Genomic DNA, 19,878 nt, shown 5'->3' with positions numbered 1-19,878 from the left:
TCTTGGTTGTTAAGCTTGTGCAGTACCGGTCTTACTTGGCCTGGCTGACAAACTCGTTGGTATAGGTTTTAGCAAGATCGATATGCTTGCCTTTGACGTTCGGATTGAAACCAGACAGAACCGACAATACTGTTTCCGGGCCGCCGGCCGGCATTTTGCCGTCCGGTGAAAACATCGGCAGGGAATTCTGCAGGGCCTGCACATACATGGCCTTGTCATTGCCGTAGTAATCCTTCGGCATCTTGTCCGCGATTTCGGCAGCGCTATGGGTATTGATGAATTTGAGCGTCTTGACGAAGGCGCGCGCCAGCTTGGCGGCTTCGACCTTATGCGTATTCAGCCATGGCCGTTGAACGTACAGGCTGGATGCAGGATACAAACCGCCCAGCGCCTTGACCGTGCCTTCGACCGAACGCATGTCGACCAGAACCTTTGCTTCGCCGGTCTTCAACAACTGCGAAATGGTCGGCTCGGTAGTCATCCCGGCGTCGATACGCCCCTGTTTGACCGCTACGATGAAAGTATTGTCGGCGCCCACAGGCAATACCGAGTATTGGCTGGAAGTAATGCCATGTTTCGCAGCCAGATACTGTGTCAGGAAGTTGGTCGATGAACCGAGTCCGGTCACGCCCAACGTCTTTCCTTTGACGTCTGCCATGCTCTTGATGGTATCGGCGGATTTAGTCGCCACCATTTCGGCTTCGCCAGGAACCTGGCCGAAAACCACGATCGCGGTGACTTCCTTGCCCTTGCTTTGCAAGTCGATGGAATGGTCGTAAAAGCCGACTACTGCCTGAACTGCGCCAGCCAGCAACTCATTCTCGGCATCCACGCCAGCCGGTTGCGATTGCAGCTCGACGTCCAGTCCCTCTTCTTTGAAATACCCCAGTTGCTCAGTGAGCTTGGCCGGCAGGTAGATCATCTTGGTGATGCCGCCGACCATGATAGTGATTTTTCCCGAATCGGCTGCCATTGCCTGGCTTGCGCCAACCACACCGGCAGCGACGAGCAAAGCGGAAATCAGTGATCCACGGATGAGGGTATGCATTGTGTTGTCTCCATTTATTTTTGGGATAATGACCGGATACATCTGGCGGGATGCCTTTGTTCCAATCTTGAGCGTATTCTAGAGTGCGCTAACTTTCATCCAGCTTTCCAAATTCGCGTTATTTCATTTAAATTTCATGTAATTTAGCTTGCAGTGCAACATAACCAATTTACCCTGTTTCCATGAAATTACTCCTGATCGAAGACAATCCGCCGCTTGCGCTGTGGCTCAGCAAGATACTCAAGGAAGACAAGTTTACCCTTGATGTCGCCACCGATGGCGAAGCCGCCGACCGCCTGCTGCAAAGCGAAAACTACGATGTGGTCTTGCTTGACCTGCAGCTGCCGAAAATGAGCGGCAAGAGCGTCTTGCGCCGCCTGCGCGAGCGGCATAACAACGTGCCGGTCATGATTCTCACCGCCAGCGGCTCGATAGACGAGAAAGTCGACTGCCTCGGGGCCGGTGCCGACGACTACCTGGTCAAGCCGTTCGAGGTACGCGAACTGGTGGCCCGGATCAAGGCTCTGATCCGCCGTCAAACGCCCGGCAAGACAGCGGAAATGCATTGCGCCGACCTGCACTATGACAGCAACACGCGGCAGTTTTCGATTGCCGGCCAGGTGCTGGCGCTACCCGGACGCGAACACGACGTACTCGAAATCCTGATGCTGAAACAAGGCAAGACCGTCTCCAAGACCGCCTTGATGGACGGCGTATTCGGACTCGATGACGAACCCAGCGCCGACGCGATTGAAATCTATATCCACCGTCTACGCAAGAAACTGGAACACTGCCAGGCCGCCATCATGACCTTGCGCGGACTCGGTTATTTACTGAAGCAGAAAGACATCACTTGATTATCAGCCTGCGCCTGCGCTTACTGTTGTGGTTGCTGATTCCGCTGACCTTGTTTGTCGCCATCAGTGCCGCGCTGTCGTATCGCAGCGCGCGTCAGACCGCGGATCTGGTTCAAGACCATGCGTTGCTGGCGTCGGCACAGGTGATTGCCGGCGAGATCCAATGGCTGGACGGCGTGCCGCATGCCAGCATACCGCCGGCGGCACTGGAATTGCTGGTCTCGCCGGAACAGGACCAGGTGTATTACCAGGTGATTACCGACCAGGACAGCTTGCTGGCCGGCCGCCCCGATTTTCCGCAGGCGCTGCGCTTTCCGCTGAGCGCGCCGACATTCAGCACGATCGACTACCATGGCCAGATGCTGCGCGTGGTCAGCCAGGTACGCACACTGTACAACGCAGGCCAGCTGCACAAGATTGCGGTCCTGGTGGGCCAGACGACCCGCGCCCATGACCAGATGCTGGCGGACCTGTGGCGCCCTTCCCTGCACCGTCAGATCGCCATGTTGTTATTGGCAGCGATACTGGTGGTGCTTGGCCTGAGCATGGAGCTGCGGCCGTTGATGCACCTGAAAGATCAACTGGCTTCGCGCGACTCGACTTCGGTGTCGCCGATCAGGCCTGGCCAGCTGCAACTGGAACTGCGGCCTATCGTCGAAGCCATCAACCAGACCATCCAGCGCCTGAACACACAGGTATCGGCACAAAAGCGTTTCATCACGGACGCCGCCCACCAATTGCGCACGCCGCTGACCTTGCTCGATTCGCAGATCCAGTTTGCCCGGCGCCTGAGCGATGAAGACCGGCGCAGCGAAGTGCTGCAAGCGATGCAGGAAAGCAGCCGCAACATGACCGAGCTGACCAACAAGTTGCTGCTGTTGTCGCAGGCGGAAGCATCCAATACCACGGCCTTCCTCCGGCAACCGGTTGATTTGATGGCGGTCTCGGCAGCTGTTCTGGAAGAGATCGTCGACCTGGCTCAGCGCAAGAATATCGACCTTGGACTTGAGACAAAAATAGAGCAGGCATGGGTGATGGGAAACGAAGCCTTGTTCACCGCCATGATGATGAACCTGGTCGATAACGCCATCCGCTACACACCCGTCAACGGCAAGGTCACCGTCGCCATCGCAGCGAGTCATGAGCAAGTCGACATCACCGTGAGCGACAACGGCCCGGGCATTCCGGCCGAAGTGCGCAGCCGCGTGTTCGAGCGGTTTTTCCGTAATGCGGCGCCGGGTCAGGATGGCACCGGCCTCGGCCTCGCCATCGTCAAGGAAATTGTGATTGCAGCACAAGGCACGGTGACGTTGGCCGCCGGCGAGCAGCAGCGCGGCCTGGTCGTCTTGGTGCAATTACCCGCCATTGCAAGCGGCCCGGATGAGGAAGCCGCCGGCAAGATCTGAACAATAGTTCTAGAGTGTCATCAGCAAGGAATTTTATTTTGCAGTATATTCTTGCCTAGGCAATGAATATTCGATGCACATTAGTGCATTAAAGCAAGTACCAAGCTGAAAATAAGTTGAAGACATCGTGAGCAATCCACCACCACTATTCACTCTGGACACCTATCAGATTGAAGAAAGCATAGGCTATCTGTTGGCGCGTTCGCGCGCCATGCTGGTCAAAAGCTCTGATGAATCCCTGGCGCAATACGGGATAACCCATGCACAAGGCGCTATTCTTTTGATGTTATCAACGGGAAAGTACTCAACCGCAGCCGATCTGGCGCGTGAGACATATACCGATGCTGCCTCTACCAAGCGCATGATCGACCGCCTGGTAGCGCGCGATCTGATCAAGCGTGAGCCATGTGCGCACGACAGGCGTTTGATGAAATTGCATCTGACTGCAGATGGCGTGGCGTTGTCGAAATTGATGCCGCAGGCATTTTGCGGCGTACTGAACAAACATTTTTCAGAATTCAGCGCGGAAGAAATCGGCTTTTTGAAATCGATGTTAAGGCGTTTGTTGGCAAGCAATGTTTCCAATGCCCCGCCAGAAAAAACACATTGACTATGCAAGATTAATTTATTCAATATTACTTTTAAACAAGCAGCCTTCGTGTGGTTATCCGTAGTTATTCGCAATCTTCGTAGTCACTCTGTCTTTGGCCGCTAAATCAAACCGTCACACCAATACCGACATGAACTCTCATCCATCTCCAGCCCGACGCAGCCTGCCGAAACTCGGCACCCAGCGCCTTGCCATCAGCGCCGCCGCTCTACTGCTGGCGGCTTGCGCCAATTTCAGCGGCATCCATAGTACTACCCACTCCAACAATCCGGACGACTATGCATCGACATCGTCCTTGCCTGGACAAGGCGGCATGTGGCCGGCTAGTTCCTGGGTCAGCAGCATTGGCGGCAGCCAGCTGCAGCAATTGGTCGATGAAGCGCTGGCAGGCAATCCAAATCTGCAAGCTGCCGCCGCCCGGATAGCCGCATCGCGCGCCATGGTGGAAGCGGCTGGCGCAACCGGCAAACCGCAGGTCGGCGCCAGTCTGTCGGTAACCCGCCAGCGTTTCACCGAGAACAGCATCTACCCGCCTCCATTCGGCGGCATGTATGTAACGGACTATGAAACCGCGCTGAATTTTTCTTACGAACTGGATTTCTGGGGCAAGCACAGCGCACAGTTGAATTCCGCGATATCGCAAAGCAAAGCTGCAGAAGCTGAACATTACGCAGCACGCCTGGCGCTGACCGCTGGCATCTCGAAAGCGTGGCTGCAACTGGGCCGCCAGTATGCGCAACTGGACCTGACCAATCAGCAGCTGGCATTGCGCGACAAGCTGGACAAACTGACGCAGCAACGCTTCGCCGCCGGTCTCGATACGCAAACCGATAATCAACAAAGCCGGCAACAAGTGGCTAACTTGCGTGCAGAACAGTCGCAATGGCAGGAAGCGATCGCGCTGACTCGCAATCAGATCGCGGCGTTGATGGGGCAAGGGCCCGATCGCGGCTTGAAAATCCCGGTGCCGACATTGCCCGCGGATAGCAGCATTGCCCTGCCTGACCAGTTGCCTTTGGGCCTGCTGGGACGGCGCCCCGATGTGGTCGCCGCGCGCTGGCAAGTCGAAGCCGCGCAAAGCGATATTAAGGTTGCCAAGACCGAGTTCTATCCGAACGTCAACCTGTCTGCCATGGCAGGCTTTTCCAGCCTCGGCTTTTCGCAGTTTCTGACTCAGGGCAGCAAGGTAGTCGGCATCGGTCCGGCGATCCATCTGCCGATCTTTGAAGGCGGCGCATTGCGCGCCCAGCTCAAGGGCCGGGTCGCAGCTTATGACGGCGCGGTGGCAACTTATAACCAGGCGCTGAATGACGCTTTCCACGAAGTGGCGGATAGCGTGCAATCGCTGCGTGCAGCTGAAATCCAGGACAAGAGTCAACAGGCGGCAGTCGATGCAGCCGAACGCGGCGTGAAACTGGCAGAGCAACGGCAACAGGTCGGCACCGGCAACATGCTGCAAGTGGTGAGCACCCAGATTGGCTGGCTGGCGCAACGTAAAACTGAACTTGACGTGCGCGCCCGCAGAGCCGATCTGCGCGTCAACCTGATCAGGTCGCTGGGTGGCGGCTTTGATGCTGCGGCCGAGGGGCTTAATCCTGCAGAAGCTAATGCAAGCACCGCCAGCCCTCAGGCAAGCACGGCTAACTGATAGCTGCTCACTGACAACTGCTAACTGATTCACCAAATAAACCGTTCACTTATTGCGAAACCCGCATCATGACAACACCAAATCAAACTCCGCAAGAACCAACCGCAGCTGCAGCCGCCGCTGCGCCGGCACCTGTCGCCGCCAACGGCAAACGCCGCACCCTGCTGATCGGCGTCACTATCGCGCTTATCATTATCCTGATCGCCTATGGCATCTGGTGGTTCATCTATGCCCGCCACTACGAAGGCACCGACGACGCTTATGTCGGCGGCAACGTGGTCCAGCTCACGCCGCAGGTTGGTGGTACCGTATTGGCCATCAATGCCGACGATACCGAATTGGTGCAGGCCGGCAAACCGCTGGTGGAACTGGACCAGGCCGACGCCAAGGTAGCGTTGGCTTCAGCCGAAGCCCAACTGGCGCAAACCGTACGCCAGGTGCGTACGCTGTTTGTCAACAACAACGCCTTGGCTTCCAATGTCACCGCCCGCACTTCGGAACTGGAACGGGCGCGCTCGGACCTGGCGCGCCGTTCGCAACTGATCAGCACCGGCGCCGTCTCCAAGGAAGAACTGGAGCACGCTAAAGTAGCCGTACAAGGAGCCGAAGCCGCGCTGCAAGCCACCCGCGAGCAACTGGCGTCGAACAAGGTATTGACTGATCGCACCACGGTCGACCAACATCCGAATGTGCTTAACGCCGCTGCCCAGGTACGCAATGCTTATATCAACCTGGCCCGCACCACGTTGCTGGCGCCGACCACCGGTTATGTCGCCAAGCGTTCGGTGCAGGTTGGCCAGCGCGTTGCCGCCGGCACACCGCTGCTGTCGATCGTGCCGCTGAACGCGCTGTGGGTTGACGCCAACTTCAAGGAAGTGCAGATCACCAATATGCGGATCGGCCAGCCGGTAACCTTGAAATCCGACTTGTATGGCTCCAAGATCGAGTACCACGGCAAGGTGGTCGGCTTGGCGGCCGGCACCGGCTCGGCTTTCGCGCTGCTGCCGGCACAAAACGCCAGCGGTAACTGGATCAAGATCGTGCAGCGGATTCCAGTGCGTATTTCGCTGGATCCGAAAGACCTGGAAACTCATCCGCTGCGTATCGGCGTATCGATGGATGTCACTGTCGATGTGGCACAGACCGAAGGCACTTCGCTGACCGCAGGCACCGCGCGCACTGCGCCAGCCTACACCACCGACGTCTTCGACAAGAGCGGGCAAGAAGCTGATGCACGCATCGCCAGCATTATCGCCGCAAATCATTAAAAATCACTAAGCTTCTGCCGGATGCCGTCGTCGCGACGGCATCCGCTACGCGAACCCTTACCGGAATGCCTTCATGAGTTCCCCAAAACCGGCGACGCCAGCGCGGCCGCCATCGCAACCACTGCCGCCGCTAACCGGCGGCAAGCTAGTCATGGGTACGGTAGCACTCTCGCTAGCCGTGTTCATGAACGTACTCGATTCGTCGATTGCGAACGTTTCCATCCCGGCCATCTCCGGCGACCTGGGCGTATCGCCGCAACAAGGTACCTGGGTCATCACGTCGTTTGCGGTCGCCAACGCGATCTCGGTGCCGCTGACCGGCTGGCTGACCCAGCGCTTCGGCCAGGTCCGCCTGTTTATCACATCGATCATCCTGTTCGTGCTGTCGTCCATCCTGTGCGGACTGGCTCCCAGCATGGAAGTGCTGATTGCGGCGCGGGTGCTGCAAGGCGCGGTCGCGGGACCGATGATTCCTTTGTCGCAATCGTTGCTACTGTCTAGCTACACTCCCTCCAAGAGCGGCATGGCCCTGGCGTTCTGGGGCATGACTACACTGGTGGCGCCGGTCATGGGGCCGCTTCTGGGCGGCTGGATTTCGGACAATTACACCTGGCCATGGATTTTCTATATCAATATCCCGGTGGGCGTGTTTGCCGCCTGGGCCACCTGGTCGATCTACCATAAGCGCGAGTCGGTGACATACAAGCTGCCGATCGATAAAATCGGCCTTGGCTTGCTGGTGATCTGGGTCGGCTCGCTGCAGATCATGCTGGACAAGGGCAAGGAGCTCGACTGGTTCAATTCCTCGACCATTGTGATATTGGGCGCGATCGCGCTGGTTGCGTTTATCTATTTCGTCATCTGGGAGCTGGGCGACGATCATCCGGTCGTCGACCTGACCCTGTTCAAAAGCCGTAACTTCAGCGGCGGCGTGATTGCAATCTCGGTCGGCTACGGGCTGATGTTCGGCGGCCTGGTGATCCTGCCGCTGTGGCTGCAAACCACGCTTGGCTATACGGCAACGCTGGCGGGTGAAGTGATGGCGCCGGTCGGGATCTTTGCCATCATCCTGTCGCCATTCATCGGCAAGATCCTGCCCAAGGTCGATGCCCGCTGGGTTGCCAGTACCGCGTTCCTGGTCTTTGCGATAGTGTTTTACATGCGCTCGCAATTCACCGAAAACGTCGACACGTTCACCTTGATGATTCCTACCGTCATCCAGGGCGCTGCGATGGCCATGTTCTTTATCCCGCTGACCTCGATCATCTTGTCGGGCCAGCCACCGGAAAAAATCCCGTCGGCGGCCGGCTTGTCCAATTTCGTGCGGATCATGTTCGGCGGCATGGGCACTTCGATCACCAGTACCTTGTGGGACCGGCGCACATCGCTGCATCACTCGCAACTGACCGAATTCACCGGCCCGCATAGCCCGGCATTTAACGACGCGGTAAATAACCTGACTGCCCAAGGCATGCCGGAACCGGCCGCCTGGGCCACTATCGAGCGCCTGATTACAGTGAAGGCCGCCACTCAGGGCGCCACCGATATTTTCTGGATCTCGGCGGTATTGTTCTTGATACTGATTGCACTGGTATGGCTGACCAAGCCTTCACGCTCCAGCGTTCCGGTCGACGCAGGCGGCGCGCACTAGGATTGAATACGGGCGATCAGGCTGCAGCAATTCTCATGTTGTTCTAATCATTGCTGCGGCCGCTCCTGCAACACATCATTTGCACCGATCAACTGGTTACCAAGCAATTCGAATTTAAGCGGTTCATCGGCCAGCAGCGTTTTTTTGAGCACTACCCGGCGCCAATCGGCGTCGACGGTGGCATCCCTGAAAAACACCGCTATTCCGATAAACATGGTGTCCCCCTGCATCGGCTGCGACAAGCTGGCAGCGCCGCCAGGACCGATGACCACGGCATGCGAATCCAGCAAATCCTGCGCCAGCACGGTCTTGTCGTTTTTCAACAAATCGCTATAGGTCGCCGTGTCAAATGCTTCGCGGTCCTTAAGCTGATAGACACGCGCCACCACTGACAACGATTTTTCCTTTTCATCCGGATTCAGCGCGTCGCGGGCTTTGAAATCAACGTTGAGCACTTTGACCTGCCTGAAGAAGACCGCACTGGCGGCGTTGGCAGTCGCGTCGGACACTGTCTGCCAAGCTCCGCAACCGGACAACATCAAACTGGACAATACGATAATGAGCGAAGTGAAACGCATGAAATTCCTCTGACTTATGCTGCCAGGCCAGAATAGCGGCCCAGCGAAATGGTGACGATCCGATCGCTCGCCGGCTTTAACAAAGTAGACCAGGCCAGGCGTGGCCGCGCCGCGGGACTGCCATCCGTCGCAGCTGCTACCTTACCCAGCGCCAGTTGCGGCACGGTCATGGATGACACCTCCATTCTTAATTCGGCATCTACCTTGTAGCCAAGATAAACGCGTAACAGCTTCAGCATGTCGTGATGTAACCTGGCATCGGGCAAAACGTCATTGGCTTGCGCTGCATCGGCAGGACGGATCGTGACTTGCACCGTTTGCGTCCGGTCCAGTACGCCGCGGCCGAGTACATGGCCATCGGCCAAGCCACGTGGCGCGGCGCCGCTGACGGCCTTGCTGCCCAAACCTTGCGGTTGTTCCAGGCGGACCCAGACCGGGTGAAACTCTTTTACCGTTACACCTGCGCCCGGTAACAGCTGGCGAATCACACCGGCCAGGCCGTCGGCGGTGCGCGTACGTTGCGTCAGCAAACCGAGCAAGGCCAGCAACCGCGCCGGCGACAAGCCTTGCTTGTGTTCCGCATTGCCTATCCCAAAGCCTGCCAGGCATAGCAGATAGCCCGACATTTCATCTTCGCCGCCGGGCCTGAAGCCGACCGGATAGCGGTACTTGCGCCAGCTGCGATAAAACAGCGTGGCGATCCGGTGGTTGAACATATCCAGAAACGCCGCCACCGCCTCGCTGCCTTCGCGCCGCAGCACGATATCTTCGATGAAGTGATGCGGGATGGCGGCGTTGACGCCATATAAGCCGAGGAAGGTGGTGCGCACCGATGGCGGCGCAATTGGCCGCTCATCGTCGAACTCGACTTGCGCCATTTCGGTGCTGGGGAAGCCGACTTTAGGCAAGGGCCGGAATCGCACCGGCTCAGACTCCGGCGTATCCTGGCGGCCGAGCAGCGGCTGCTGCGGCGCATGCAACTCTAGCAGCTGGCATAGCTGGAAAAAATTCATCTGCGGCGCACGTCCCAGCAGCTCGCGCATGAAAGGAGACAGCGCCGCGACGGCAAACGGATGCTGCCGGGTGAGGCCTTCGCTGATGATCATAGCGGCGCCGCCTCGCTCTTGCTAGCCGGCCAGGCGATGCGCTGCCCGGATGGCAAACTGACCAGCACCAGCTGGGTAAACAGATTCATGTCGGCATACAAAGCGAAGAAACGCTGGAGTAGCTCACCGAACAGGTACAGATCCCCTTCCCCGGAAAACGCGTGACTATCGAGCGTGACCTCGATTTGCACGCCACGTTCCAGGGCGCCGCCGCTGATCTGGCGCACGGCCTTGTGTGTCACTTGCTGGATACCGGCCAGACGGCGGCGATTCAATTCATCGTCAGTCCAGTCGTACAATGCCAGCGCCCCGCGCAACACTTCGGCATCCATCAATGAAAGGAAATTCGGCGCCAGGTGCGATAATACACGCCACTGGAAACGGTCGCTGGTTGGTGGATACAGAGGGAGTGTCGGCGCCGCCAGATTACGCACGGCGCTGACGTTGGGGACACTGCCGGTCAACATATTGATACCGGCCTCACGCAAGCCTTTACGCGGCAGCATGCCGTTGGTGCCGGTCACCTGCAGGGATAAGGCTTCTTCCGGCAGGTCTTCCATGGTTTCCCACGAATGGCCACCGAGAATCACCCAGGTATCGTACAGTCCCTTGACACCCTGCCGCACCCGCGTATGAAAAAACCGTTCCGGTGCTTCGTGGCGCAACATGCCGCCGCGATGGCGGAAGGTCGAAAACGGAACATAGGTATAGCGCTCGCCGGTCATGTGATCCAAAGCGGCCACCGACTCCACCGAATAAGTCTCCACATGCCTGCCGTGATGCAGTACCGGCAACACACGATATTCCGTCTCGTGATGGTTGATACGGATCGGTTCGGCATCGAGTTTGAACAGGTTGATGATAGGAGTGCAGAACAGGCGCACGTTGTCGGCTGAGAATCGCAGGTCGACTGGATAGGCTTTATCCAGCACTGCTTCGATTTCGACATATTCACAGCCCTTCGGCAGCTGTGTCAGGTCGATGCCGAACAGGTCGACGAACAGGAACTTCTCGGGGAACGTGAAATATTCGAGCATTAACTGATAACCGCCAAACGCGTTATCCGCTTTCGGCCACAGGCGGTCTTCGGCCGAGAAACCAGCCGCCGCAAAGCGCCCTCCTGGCAATGGCTGCAAGGCGCCGTCGCGCACGCCGGGAATGCCGATCCGGATGTCGCTGACCTGCCGGGTCAAGGCCAGATGCAGCGCCGAAGCTACCGGCCGATCAGCACTAAGATACAGCCGCAGCGACGGCGTCGCCATCTCGTCGAGACGGGCGTCCGCAGCAATCGCAAAACGCAGCCGGATAGCCGAACGACCGTCATGCAAGGTCGTCGCACCCGCCTCGCTCAAGGTAATCGGCAGCAGTTGCACCGGTTGCGTGGTGCGATAGGTGCATTGCGTGGCTTCCGGACCGATGGCGTCCGAACGTACCTCGATCCCGGGCGGCACCTGTTCCAGCTTTTGCAAGGTGGCCAGCTTGGGGCGTATTTCCAGAATCGACAGCGACGGAATCATCCGCAGGTAATGCGGCCATAGCAGGCTCACCAATCCTTCAGTCAACTCGGGTAATTCGTCATCTAGCTTTTGCCGCAAGCGCGCAGTAAGAAACGCAAAACCTTCGAACAAACGCTCGACGTACGGGTCGCGATCGCCGACCCGGTCCAGGTTCAGCAACCGGGCCCGGTCCGGGTGCGCTTCGGAGAATTCCTTGCCGGCTTCGCGCAGATAGCGCATTTCGGCTTCGTAGTAGCGCAGGATGTCGTCGTTCATGTTATCCACATTAAATAATTCCCAGCGCTTGCGCCGGGTCGAGCACAGTCAGCTCAGCCTGCAATTGGTCGACGCGCCGCGCCAATGACGGTTTATCGGCATCCTTGCGATTGGCGTTTTGTTTCAGTACCCGCAGCAAGTGATGTTTGACCTCGAATACCAAGGCTGGCTCCCAGCGCGCCAGATGCAGGCTCAGTGCCAGGCTGTCGAGCTGGATCAGCAGATGCAAGGCGGTCTCCTGCTTGCCGGCGTGATCGGCCAGACGCGCCATCAGCCAGCGCTGCAGGAATTGCTGGCGCTCGGATTGCATACATGAGTGCGGCAGGCTTTGCAGCCAGCCGAATGCGGCTTCCAGGCCTTCGCCGGCCAATACGTCGCGTGCCTGTGCTTCCATTTCCTGCCAGTGACCGGCGTCGCTTGCCGCACCATCGCCGGACAAGGCCAACGGCGCCAGCGCCTCCCCGGCCTCCAGATCGCGTACTACTGCGTGGCGTGCGATCCAGTTGAGCGTGGTGTCGTCGGCAAACGGCGTGCCATCGTTAAAGGCCAGCCGCTCGATCCCGCTCAGCCGTTCCAGCATCAGCGCGAAATCGGTGCGCAGCAAGTCGCCCCAGCCGGTGTAAGGCAGTCCGGCGTGCTCCAACGCCGTGTGTTGAAAATATTGCAGATCGAACCACAGATGATTAGCCCCTTCAGTGAAGGCGCCTTCCACCCGTTCGAGTAATTCATGCCATTGTTTTTGCAGCACCAGTCGCTTGAAATGCTGCCGTAACTCGGCGCGCGGTGCCTGCAAACGGGTACGCATCTGCTGATCAGACGGCGGCAGATCATGCACCGTATCCCAACGTACGCAGCGGATCAGGCGCGTCGACGACAGGTAGCCGCGCTCCTGATTCCTGAGAAATTGCGCCATTACCCGCGCCTGTTCCAGCAAGTCTCGGCTGGAACCGACTGCCGCTGCCGCCTGAGATGCGATTGGACCAGCTAGCGCAGCACCAGTTGTTGCGGCTGGCGCAGTCGGCAGCGTCACCTCGCCCGGTTCAAACCTGGATACCAGAGGCTGCAGATTGGGCCGCGCAGCTTCAGGCCATAGCGCGGTGCGGGTCACCAGCAAGTTCAGCCCTGCCATGGCCCGTTCCAGATCGACCGGCGCAAAATCTTCGTAGCGGGACAATTGATCGAGCAAGCGTGAATTGGCGAGCCATTCCAATGCCCCTTTACGTGCTTCGGGGCGAATCGGCAGCAATGCATCGCCAAAGCGGTCAACCAGAGCCGCCGTCAATTCGATGCCGTCGGCAAAACCGGCACTACCGTCCAGCCGCAGCCGGGCGAAGGTGTAATAAGCGGCCAACCGCAGATCCTTGCCGACCTCTTTGAACAATTGCTCGCAGGAGCGCGCTATCAGGCGGTCATCGACATTGGACAACTTGGTCACTTCGTCCTTAATGGCAAAAAATGCATCTTCGTAGCCAGGATCGCGGCCGACACCGCTGCCATTCTCCGCAGGCAAAGCTTGTAGCCAATCCTGCCAGGCACTCATGCGCTCTCTGAGCAGTTCGTCCGGATTGCGACTGCCAAACAGCTTGGTCAAAAAAGTGGAGAACAAAATGAATCCTTTACCTTGAAAAATGGAGTGCCATGGACATCTTCGGAGCACGCTTTGTTGCCTTATGTCGTTGCACATGCAGACGAGCACATTCCGGACACCAGCAATCTTTAGCGGAGCGCGGCCGAGCGGACCAGACATGGCCGTCTTCGCAGCGCCATTGCAATTTGGTCAGGTTGTTGCGGTACATCCGCGAAAGACAAACACCGCCATGTTGCCGCGCAATCGCTTGCATCGCGGCGATGCCGAGGCGCTGATTATCGTCAGCACATTGACTGCACCAGGTGCCAACTCTCAACTCGTTGTATTTCACGCTGAAGGTATGACCGTGCGCGCAACGGCATTGCATGCGACGGATACCATCCGTGTCTGGCATTTGCAACAGACAACGCCCGTTCCAGGCACGCGCTATCCTTTTTGCGTACGCCAATATCTTGCGATCCATGACGGCTGCGGTGACACGTAACCCGGTTAAATCAGGGGTCTCCTGCAACACCTCAAGTACCGTTGCAGGCGCATAGCTGGCATAGGCCGCTTTTTTCTTCGGCGTTGACAACGCTGCGACCCGGCGACAAGCCGGGCACCACTCTCCTCGTTCTATTTCCCTGAAAGGACGACGAAACAGATGTCCTTCACCGCAACGGAAATCCAATTTTTCCAACGTATTGCTGTAGCTACTTGACAGACACACGCCGCCTCGACTGGCACTGTATTGCTGAATCTTTTTCAACCCGTGCCGCCTGGCCTCGTGAAAACACTGCGCGCACCAGCCACCGTTGCGCAATTTATGCAGCGGCTTTTTGAAGCGATGCCCGGCATGACAAGTGAACTCAAGTGGCGTATGCGCACCAACATAGAGCGCAGAAATACACGTGCCCCGCCATGCACGGGCAACCCGTTTTGCGTAGGTGAGTGCGGCACCGCAACCGGCAGCCGTCAACGTCCTGGGCAACACCAACGGCTGGGCTAATTCCTGTTTAACCTTTTCTGGTATTTCCAATACAGTGCGGGAAAGGGATTTCTTTACCATGCTCGTTTTCACTCTGCTCACAGGGATGCTTTTCGTTTACCGGCCACGGGAGCAGGTGATACACCTTCGTTTGCGCCCTCTTTAGTTACGATCTTGCCCCCTTGGCCAGAAGCAAAAATCTGCTGCGGCAAGACAAAATTGCGCAACGCCAGCACATCAAGCGGACCGCCGCCAGCTTCGCTGCGCAACAGCATGCGCAGCGCCACACCGTCGCTGCCGCCGGCTTGCCAGGTCAGCAAATACTGGGCGCCGTCGACTTGCGTGACTTCAGCATGACTCAATAGACGGATCAAGCCAAAGCGGCCATCGGCATTGAGTTCAGAACGCAGGCCGCCGTTCTCGGTACGCCATTCCAGCCGGGAGTCCCCGGTCACGGCTTCACCGGGCCAGATCATCGGATGCCATTCCTCACGCTGGTTGAAATAGTGCAGGCTCTGGGCGCCGCTCTTCAACCGCATGTCGGTCACGCCACCGGTGGCGACCGGCTTCAACTCGAAGCGTACCTTGGCATCACCCTCAGGGAACAAGCGGTTACTGATGCGCGTCAAGCGATTGAGGCCTTCAATGAAATTCGGGTCCAGCCGCAATGCATTACCACCCGCCCCTTGGGTCGGTACCCATTGATCGCCTTGCCGTTCCAACATGCCGGCCAACTGGGTCGCGACGAATTGCGGAATCAGCCCGCCTTCGGCGCGTAAAAAACGTGCCAATTCCGGCAGCGATGCGTCGTTGTCGGCATCAACGAACGGATAGCGGCCGCTAAAGGCACTGTGCCACGCAGACACAATGGCACTACGCCAGGTAGCGTTGAGACTGGCGGCAGCCGGGCGCAGTACCACGCCCCAGGTCTGCTCCAGTGGCCGCTCAAATACGGCGCGGCCGAAACCGCTCCATTGCTCTCCCACGCTGGCGCCGACGCGGCTGGCATAGTCGCGGCTGTCGGTAATATCGGATGTCTTGCCTTGCAAGATCGATTGGGCGGTAGTGCGCGACATAGCATCAGGATCGCTGGACATCATGATTTGCTGGAGTTTCAGGCGCACCGCGGTGACCCGTTCCAGGTAACGCACCAAACTCATGTCGGTGCGGTGGCCCATAGCCGCGTTGGCGCTTGTGCTGCCGGCAGCGGCGCCGTTGCTGCTGCTCAGGCGCAGCAACGGTCCAAAAGCCGCAGCAAGCGGTGCGTCGTCGGCATTGAAGAGTGTCGCTTTGGACGGATCCGGATCCGTGCTACTCACCAGCTGCTTTGCTTTATTGACAAGGTTGTCCGACAGCGATTGCGATACAGTCCCGGCGCCGGCCTGGTAGGCAATCGCCTTGAACAACGCCGACAACGGCGAGCGCTGGGCGTCTGCCAGCAATGTCAACTGGTCGATGGTGCCGGATAAGGTACTGTCGTTTTGCCATTGCACGCTGTTGAGAAAAATTTCCCAGGCGCGCGCATAGTCGGCGAAATAACGGTGGCGCAAGGCTTCCTTCAACTCGCTGCCGGTAGCCTGCGTCTGGTCCGCGGCCGCACTGTCGGAGAGTACCCAGTCGTGATCGACATTGCGTTGCTTGTCAGCGTCATCGATGGCTTTGGAGATGCGCTCATCCCAGGCCGCCCGGGTAAATATGCCAGGCACCGTGGCGCTGGTGCTAAACAGGCCGCGGCTGCTGTTATTGCCCAACAGCGTCTGCAACGACACCGGCTGGTATTTGCTGCTGTTCTCATCAAGAATCGACTGATACTGGACATCGGTTGAATGCTGTAGTCCGATCACTGCAATCAGGGACTGCCGCGCCGATCCTGCCAATACGGCATCAGGCGCGATCGCCCAATCCTCATGGGCCGCCAGGTGATTGGCATGGAAAGTAATCAGGCGCTGCCTCAGATCGTGCCAGCCGCCCGCACTCAGAATCGATTGCGACGCCATGGCCGGCTGGCCGCTGGCTAGCCAATGCGGGATCAGAAAAGCCGGCTCGGTACGCTGCGGGTGCGCCAACATCAGATAGGCCTTCAGCTCGGCATAGGCCACCTTGACTTGCGCTTCACCGCCGTCGGCCAACTCCTGGTCGGACATGCCATTACGCTGCTGCAAGTTGGCTTCGAGCTGGTGTTGCAGCGGTGCGGTGAGGGTGCGTTGGCTTGCCGCCTGGTAGTGCGGCCATAGTGCGTTGAGCAATGGCATACTGTGATTCAAGCCGAAACGGGTGTACCACGGTGTGCCTTCCCGCTGTCGCACCTCCAATGTATCGATCTGCTTTTGCAGGGCGTCAAGATCCATCGCGGCGATCACCGGCCTTTGTATGCCTTGCAGGCGGGTGACGACTTCGCTGGCATCGGCTATCGATGTCCGATTGGATGCACCGGATATCAGGCTGCCGGCTATCCATAGGCCGAGCAATACTGTGACACCCCAGGCAGCGGTGGCGGATAGCGAGAAGCCGACGCTGCGACCTCGCACCTGGCGGCTGTGTGCAGCGATGGCTTGCCAGTGGATTTCTTGCCAGGGTGATGGGGACGAGAGAACAGCACTTTCCGTCTCTACCGCGATCATAGTCGGCTTGAACAGCGGTGCGAACAATACGCCATGCACGGCACTGCTACGTGCCCTGGATTTTGCAAGACGGGCGATCAGATCAGTCAGTGCGGTACGTTGCGTATTGACCATCCGCGACAATTGCACCAGATAAGGTTGCTGCAGCTGTTGCGCCAGGTGGCTGACGCCGCGTTCGGCCAAGCGGTGGCTAAGCGCACTCAGATCTGTATCGAGTGCATGCAAATCGTTGCCATGGCCCGACCAGGTGCAGCCGATGACTTCCGCAACATCGGGTTCCGCGCTGCTCACTTCGCTGGCGTTGAGCACATAGCTCGGTGCGGCCCAGCCAAGGGCGCGGCTTTGCAGATGTAATTGGTGTGTCAGCAAGTTACGATCAACAGTGATTCCGCCTTTATCGTCGCTGCGGATAACCGCCACCACGGCATCCACCGGCCGCCGCCGGCGGATACGGGCGATCTGCCTGAGCCAATCGATATCCGGAATATCGCCGGCATCATCCGTACTGCCGCGTTTACCGCCATAGAGCAGTACTGCGTGCGGTGTGATCGCCCAGCCATTGCGGCGCAGGGTTGGCGCAAGCTGGTCGATGGCCGTCGGCTCGCCGCACAATAGCAGCCAGCGGTCGCGGTAACGCCAGCGCCAGCCGTGTGTTTCTTGCAGGTGTTCCTTCAATGCGGCGATACGTTGCTTTAATGGATCAATTTCCGATAAATTTCCTTCTCCATCAACTGCTTTTGGCATTATTTTCGAACGCTCACGTAACCACCCTTTCAATCGCCGTGCCGCGGTCGCCGGCCTTGTGGCCAATCCCAAACTGCAGGCTGCGAAGAACACTATAAATACTACGCAAAGCGCAACGATCCAACCCGCACGTTGTTCGGGCGAGTGCAGGCCAAGTCTGTCGCCTTCGAACCAGATCAATACCCCTGGCATGACAACAAACACCGCAGCACATGCGATGTCAATCCAAAATTTTATGAGCATGGTTAAGGCGTAGTTAGCGCTTCATGGTGAAACAGTATTTGGCAACCAGACGGTCGGCGACGCTTTCGTATCCGATCAGATTTCCCAGGAACATTGCACGATAACGGCGTCATCCGATCGTCATACGTCAACAAAAGAATCACGCTGCGATGCGATCAGGCGAGGACTCGGCTCGCATTTGCATACGCACAAATCATCGCTAAGCGCACTCTGGCGGCCGTCGGGGCCAGTCATCGAATGACCTGGTCCGACACAGACAATCCGGCCCATCGTTTTACAGGCAGGACACCATACCGGAGCACCTTCATAGGCCTGTTCACGATTACCGATGGCATCCAATGGATCACCAACAGCCACCGTACCGTCCTTGGTAGTACGCTCACCTTTAACGATATCGAAACGTTTTGCCATTTTTTATTCCTCCCATCTACATCCACAACGCATCAACTGCGCACCAACCAACAAGAGGAAATGGCAAGCACATCTTCCATATGGATCAATATTTATCTCGTGCTATTTTTTTGCGACGCTGCAACAACAGGCAAGTTGCAGATTGTCCTGCTCGCCATGCGCCATGAGTTGCACGCCGGACTCTGCCTTTAGCGCCGCAACTGCGCAGGCTAGCCCAAGCCACGGCGCCGCACTCCCTGCTTTTCCAATACTATTGTCCAGATCGTTAAATGGCACCTGCACTTCGGCTTTCAGCATGCTGGCTGTCAACAAACCGGACCTGTCAACATCCATACCAGCTTGCCAAACGCGTGCGACCTCGGCCAGGTTGGATTTCCCCCATTTCAATGCATATTCAAGCACGTGAGCTATTGCATCGAACCTGCCCTGCATAGGACGATGAATCTGAGCGATGACAGGCAACCGGTGCTGCTTAGCCAACGCTACCGGCACAAGAAGTAACGCCACGCCTGCTTCTGCGCCGCCAGCAGGCGGTACTTTCTTCAACAGGTTGTTCAATTGGACAAAGACCAACAGTCGTACCTCCTGGCCTTCAGGCTCGTTGGCCGTATCAAGCCAAGTGTCAAGCATCATCAGGTCGGTAGTCACGGCCGCTTTGATCGTTACCGAGTCCGGCAATTTGTGCTCTCTCCAGCAACGCTGCCATTTTTCAGGAGCATCAACGGGAATCGCTGAACCACATAAATTCAGATGAACCGTCAGCCGCAATGAGGAAGGTAGAGCACGAATCGTATCGGCCACATCGGACAACAACTGATTGAATAACCACTCCGTCAGCGGTGCTTGTCGTTCCTCATCGTTAGCAGGTTTGACCTTCTGCTCCTTGATCAACGGCGCCAACCATCGCGCCTTCATCGGTGCAGCGTCAGGTGCCGGTGGTAACTGGGTTTCAAGACTGAGGGTTTCCGATAGCAGTTGATCAACGTCATTCTCCTTCTTATCAGTCGAATACCGATAAGCCGAAGCCAGCACACCAAGCGGACGGCTCGCGATGTCAAAAATCCGCATAGCGTGTTGCTCGCTAAGATTATTATCGTCAATCGCGTCTTGGCGATGGCCCAAATAAACACTGTAGCGGCGTAGCACCACTAAGGCAGCTGTACCGATCGGAAAGAGGGCCAGGTAGAACCAAAATCTAGGTGTCTGTGTCGATCTCCCTGCTGGCCACAACATCAGGACGGCAACAATACCCACCAGCATCAGGACAAAGAATACGATTGCCCAAACGAAGCGGGATGGCGATTCGTTTGGCACTTCCTTAAGCGGTCGCAGCAGTGAAAAATCAACAGTCATAGTCAAC

The 19,878-nt window shown here is 57.7% G+C and carries 15 protein-coding genes; 6 read left to right on the top strand and 9 right to left on the bottom strand.

All coding sequences use genetic code 11. The annotated features are described in order from the left end of the window. Positions 1-31: 31 nt before the first annotated feature. Positions 32-1,048 carry an ABC transporter substrate-binding protein gene (locus tag KHU29_RS01795; RefSeq protein WP_211450970.1) on the bottom strand — a complete coding sequence of 339 codons (1,017 nt, stop codon included), beginning with the start codon at positions 1,046-1,048 and terminating at the stop codon, positions 32-34. A 182-nt stretch (positions 1,049-1,230) separates the two neighbouring features. Here KHU29_RS01795 and KHU29_RS01790 point away from each other — a divergent pair, with 182 nt between their 5' ends. From KHU29_RS01790 to KHU29_RS01765, 6 genes are all read left to right on the top strand, one after another. After that, positions 1,231-1,905, top strand: coding sequence for a response regulator transcription factor (locus KHU29_RS01790; RefSeq protein ID WP_211450969.1), 675 nt, complete (start codon positions 1,231-1,233; stop codon positions 1,903-1,905). Next, positions 1,902-3,311: a sensor histidine kinase gene (locus KHU29_RS01785; protein ID WP_211450968.1), complete on the top strand. Its 1,410-nt coding sequence runs from the start codon at positions 1,902-1,904 to the stop codon at positions 3,309-3,311. The genes KHU29_RS01790 and KHU29_RS01785 overlap by 4 nt, the downstream gene beginning before the upstream one ends. A 127-nt stretch (positions 3,312-3,438) precedes the next feature. Then, positions 3,439-3,921, top strand: coding sequence for a MarR family winged helix-turn-helix transcriptional regulator (locus KHU29_RS01780; RefSeq protein WP_092412142.1), 483 nt, complete (start codon positions 3,439-3,441; stop codon positions 3,919-3,921). Between the two features lie 130 nt (positions 3,922-4,051). After that, a complete protein-coding gene (locus tag KHU29_RS01775; protein WP_246541334.1) occupies positions 4,052-5,569 on the top strand; it encodes an efflux transporter outer membrane subunit in 1,518 nt (505 codons plus the stop codon). A gap of 68 nt (positions 5,570-5,637) precedes the next feature. Then, entirely contained in the window at positions 5,638-6,837 is a 1,200-nt protein-coding gene (locus KHU29_RS01770) for an HlyD/EmrA/EmrK family protein (RefSeq protein WP_211450966.1), read from the top strand. Positions 6,838-6,910: 73 nt separating this feature from the next. Then, positions 6,911-8,488: a DHA2 family efflux MFS transporter permease subunit gene (locus KHU29_RS01765; RefSeq protein WP_281416046.1), complete on the top strand. Its 1,578-nt coding sequence runs from the start codon at positions 6,911-6,913 to the stop codon at positions 8,486-8,488. Positions 8,489-8,535: 47 nt separating this feature from the next. On the opposite strand, the gene tssJ is transcribed toward KHU29_RS01765, so the two are convergent. The 8 genes from tssJ to KHU29_RS01725 form a co-directional block, all read right to left on the bottom strand. Then, on the bottom strand, positions 8,536-9,066 hold the full coding sequence (tssJ, locus tag KHU29_RS01760; protein ID WP_211450965.1) for a type VI secretion system lipoprotein TssJ: 531 nt from the start codon (positions 9,064-9,066) through the stop codon (positions 8,536-8,538). A 14-nt stretch (positions 9,067-9,080) separates the two neighbouring features. After that, positions 9,081-10,172, bottom strand: coding sequence for a type VI secretion system baseplate subunit TssG (tssG, locus tag KHU29_RS01755; protein ID WP_211450964.1), 1,092 nt, complete (start codon positions 10,170-10,172; stop codon positions 9,081-9,083). Beyond that, positions 10,169-11,944 (bottom strand): type VI secretion system baseplate subunit TssF, encoded by a 1,776-nt coding sequence (gene tssF, locus KHU29_RS01750; protein WP_246541332.1) that lies wholly within the window; start codon positions 11,942-11,944, stop codon positions 10,169-10,171. Before tssF ends, tssG begins: the two co-directional genes overlap by 4 nt. 10 nt (positions 11,945-11,954) lie before the next feature. Further along, positions 11,955-13,553 (bottom strand): type VI secretion system protein TssA, encoded by a 1,599-nt coding sequence (tssA, locus tag KHU29_RS01745; RefSeq protein WP_425514440.1) that lies wholly within the window; start codon positions 13,551-13,553, stop codon positions 11,955-11,957. Positions 13,554-13,560: 7 nt separating this feature from the next. Next, positions 13,561-14,580, bottom strand: coding sequence for a hypothetical protein (locus KHU29_RS01740; protein ID WP_211450962.1), 1,020 nt, complete (start codon positions 14,578-14,580; stop codon positions 13,561-13,563). Positions 14,581-14,597: 17 nt separating this feature from the next. Then, positions 14,598-17,864: an ImcF-related family protein gene (locus KHU29_RS01735; protein ID WP_211450961.1), complete on the bottom strand. Its 3,267-nt coding sequence runs from the start codon at positions 17,862-17,864 to the stop codon at positions 14,598-14,600. Between the two features lie 363 nt (positions 17,865-18,227). Next, complete coding sequence (locus KHU29_RS01730; protein WP_211450960.1) at positions 18,228-18,518, bottom strand: PAAR domain-containing protein; 291 nt, start codon at positions 18,516-18,518, stop codon at positions 18,228-18,230. A 102-nt stretch (positions 18,519-18,620) separates the two neighbouring features. Next, a complete protein-coding gene (locus KHU29_RS01725; RefSeq protein WP_211450959.1) occupies positions 18,621-19,871 on the bottom strand; it encodes a hypothetical protein in 1,251 nt (416 codons plus the stop codon). Positions 19,872-19,878: the final 7 nt, after the last annotated feature.

The sequence above is a fragment of the Collimonas antrihumi genome (assembly GCF_018304965.1).
In the GTDB taxonomy this organism is placed as follows: Bacteria; Pseudomonadota; Gammaproteobacteria; order Burkholderiales; family Burkholderiaceae_D; genus Collimonas; species Collimonas antrihumi.
The sequence above is the reverse complement of the archived record's forward strand: the minus strand, read 5'-3'. Positions and strand labels throughout refer to the sequence as shown.

Coding starts and splice junctions, on each gene's coding strand:
- KHU29_RS01795 (WP_211450970.1), bottom strand. CDS start 1,048: ATGCATACCCTCATCCGTGGATCACTGATTTCCGCTTTGCTCGTCGCT.
- KHU29_RS01730 (WP_211450960.1), bottom strand. CDS start 18,518: ATGGCAAAACGTTTCGATATCGTTAAAGGTGAGCGTACTACCAAGGAC.
- tssJ (WP_211450965.1), bottom strand. CDS start 9,066: ATGCGTTTCACTTCGCTCATTATCGTATTGTCCAGTTTGATGTTGTCC.
- KHU29_RS01775 (WP_246541334.1), top strand. CDS start 4,052: ATGAACTCTCATCCATCTCCAGCCCGACGCAGCCTGCCGAAACTCGGC.
- KHU29_RS01770 (WP_211450966.1), top strand. CDS start 5,638: ATGACAACACCAAATCAAACTCCGCAAGAACCAACCGCAGCTGCAGCC.
- tssG (WP_211450964.1), bottom strand. CDS start 10,172: ATGATCATCAGCGAAGGCCTCACCCGGCAGCATCCGTTTGCCGTCGCG.
- tssF (WP_246541332.1), bottom strand. CDS start 11,944: ATGAACGACGACATCCTGCGCTACTACGAAGCCGAAATGCGCTATCTG.
- KHU29_RS01735 (WP_211450961.1), bottom strand. CDS start 17,864: ATGCCAAAAGCAGTTGATGGAGAAGGAAATTTATCGGAAATTGATCCA.
- KHU29_RS01725 (WP_211450959.1), bottom strand. CDS start 19,871: ATGACTGTTGATTTTTCACTGCTGCGACCGCTTAAGGAAGTGCCAAAC.
- KHU29_RS01740 (WP_211450962.1), bottom strand. CDS start 14,580: ATGGTAAAGAAATCCCTTTCCCGCACTGTATTGGAAATACCAGAAAAG.
- KHU29_RS01765 (WP_281416046.1), top strand. CDS start 6,911: ATGAGTTCCCCAAAACCGGCGACGCCAGCGCGGCCGCCATCGCAACCA.
- KHU29_RS01790 (WP_211450969.1), top strand. CDS start 1,231: ATGAAATTACTCCTGATCGAAGACAATCCGCCGCTTGCGCTGTGGCTC.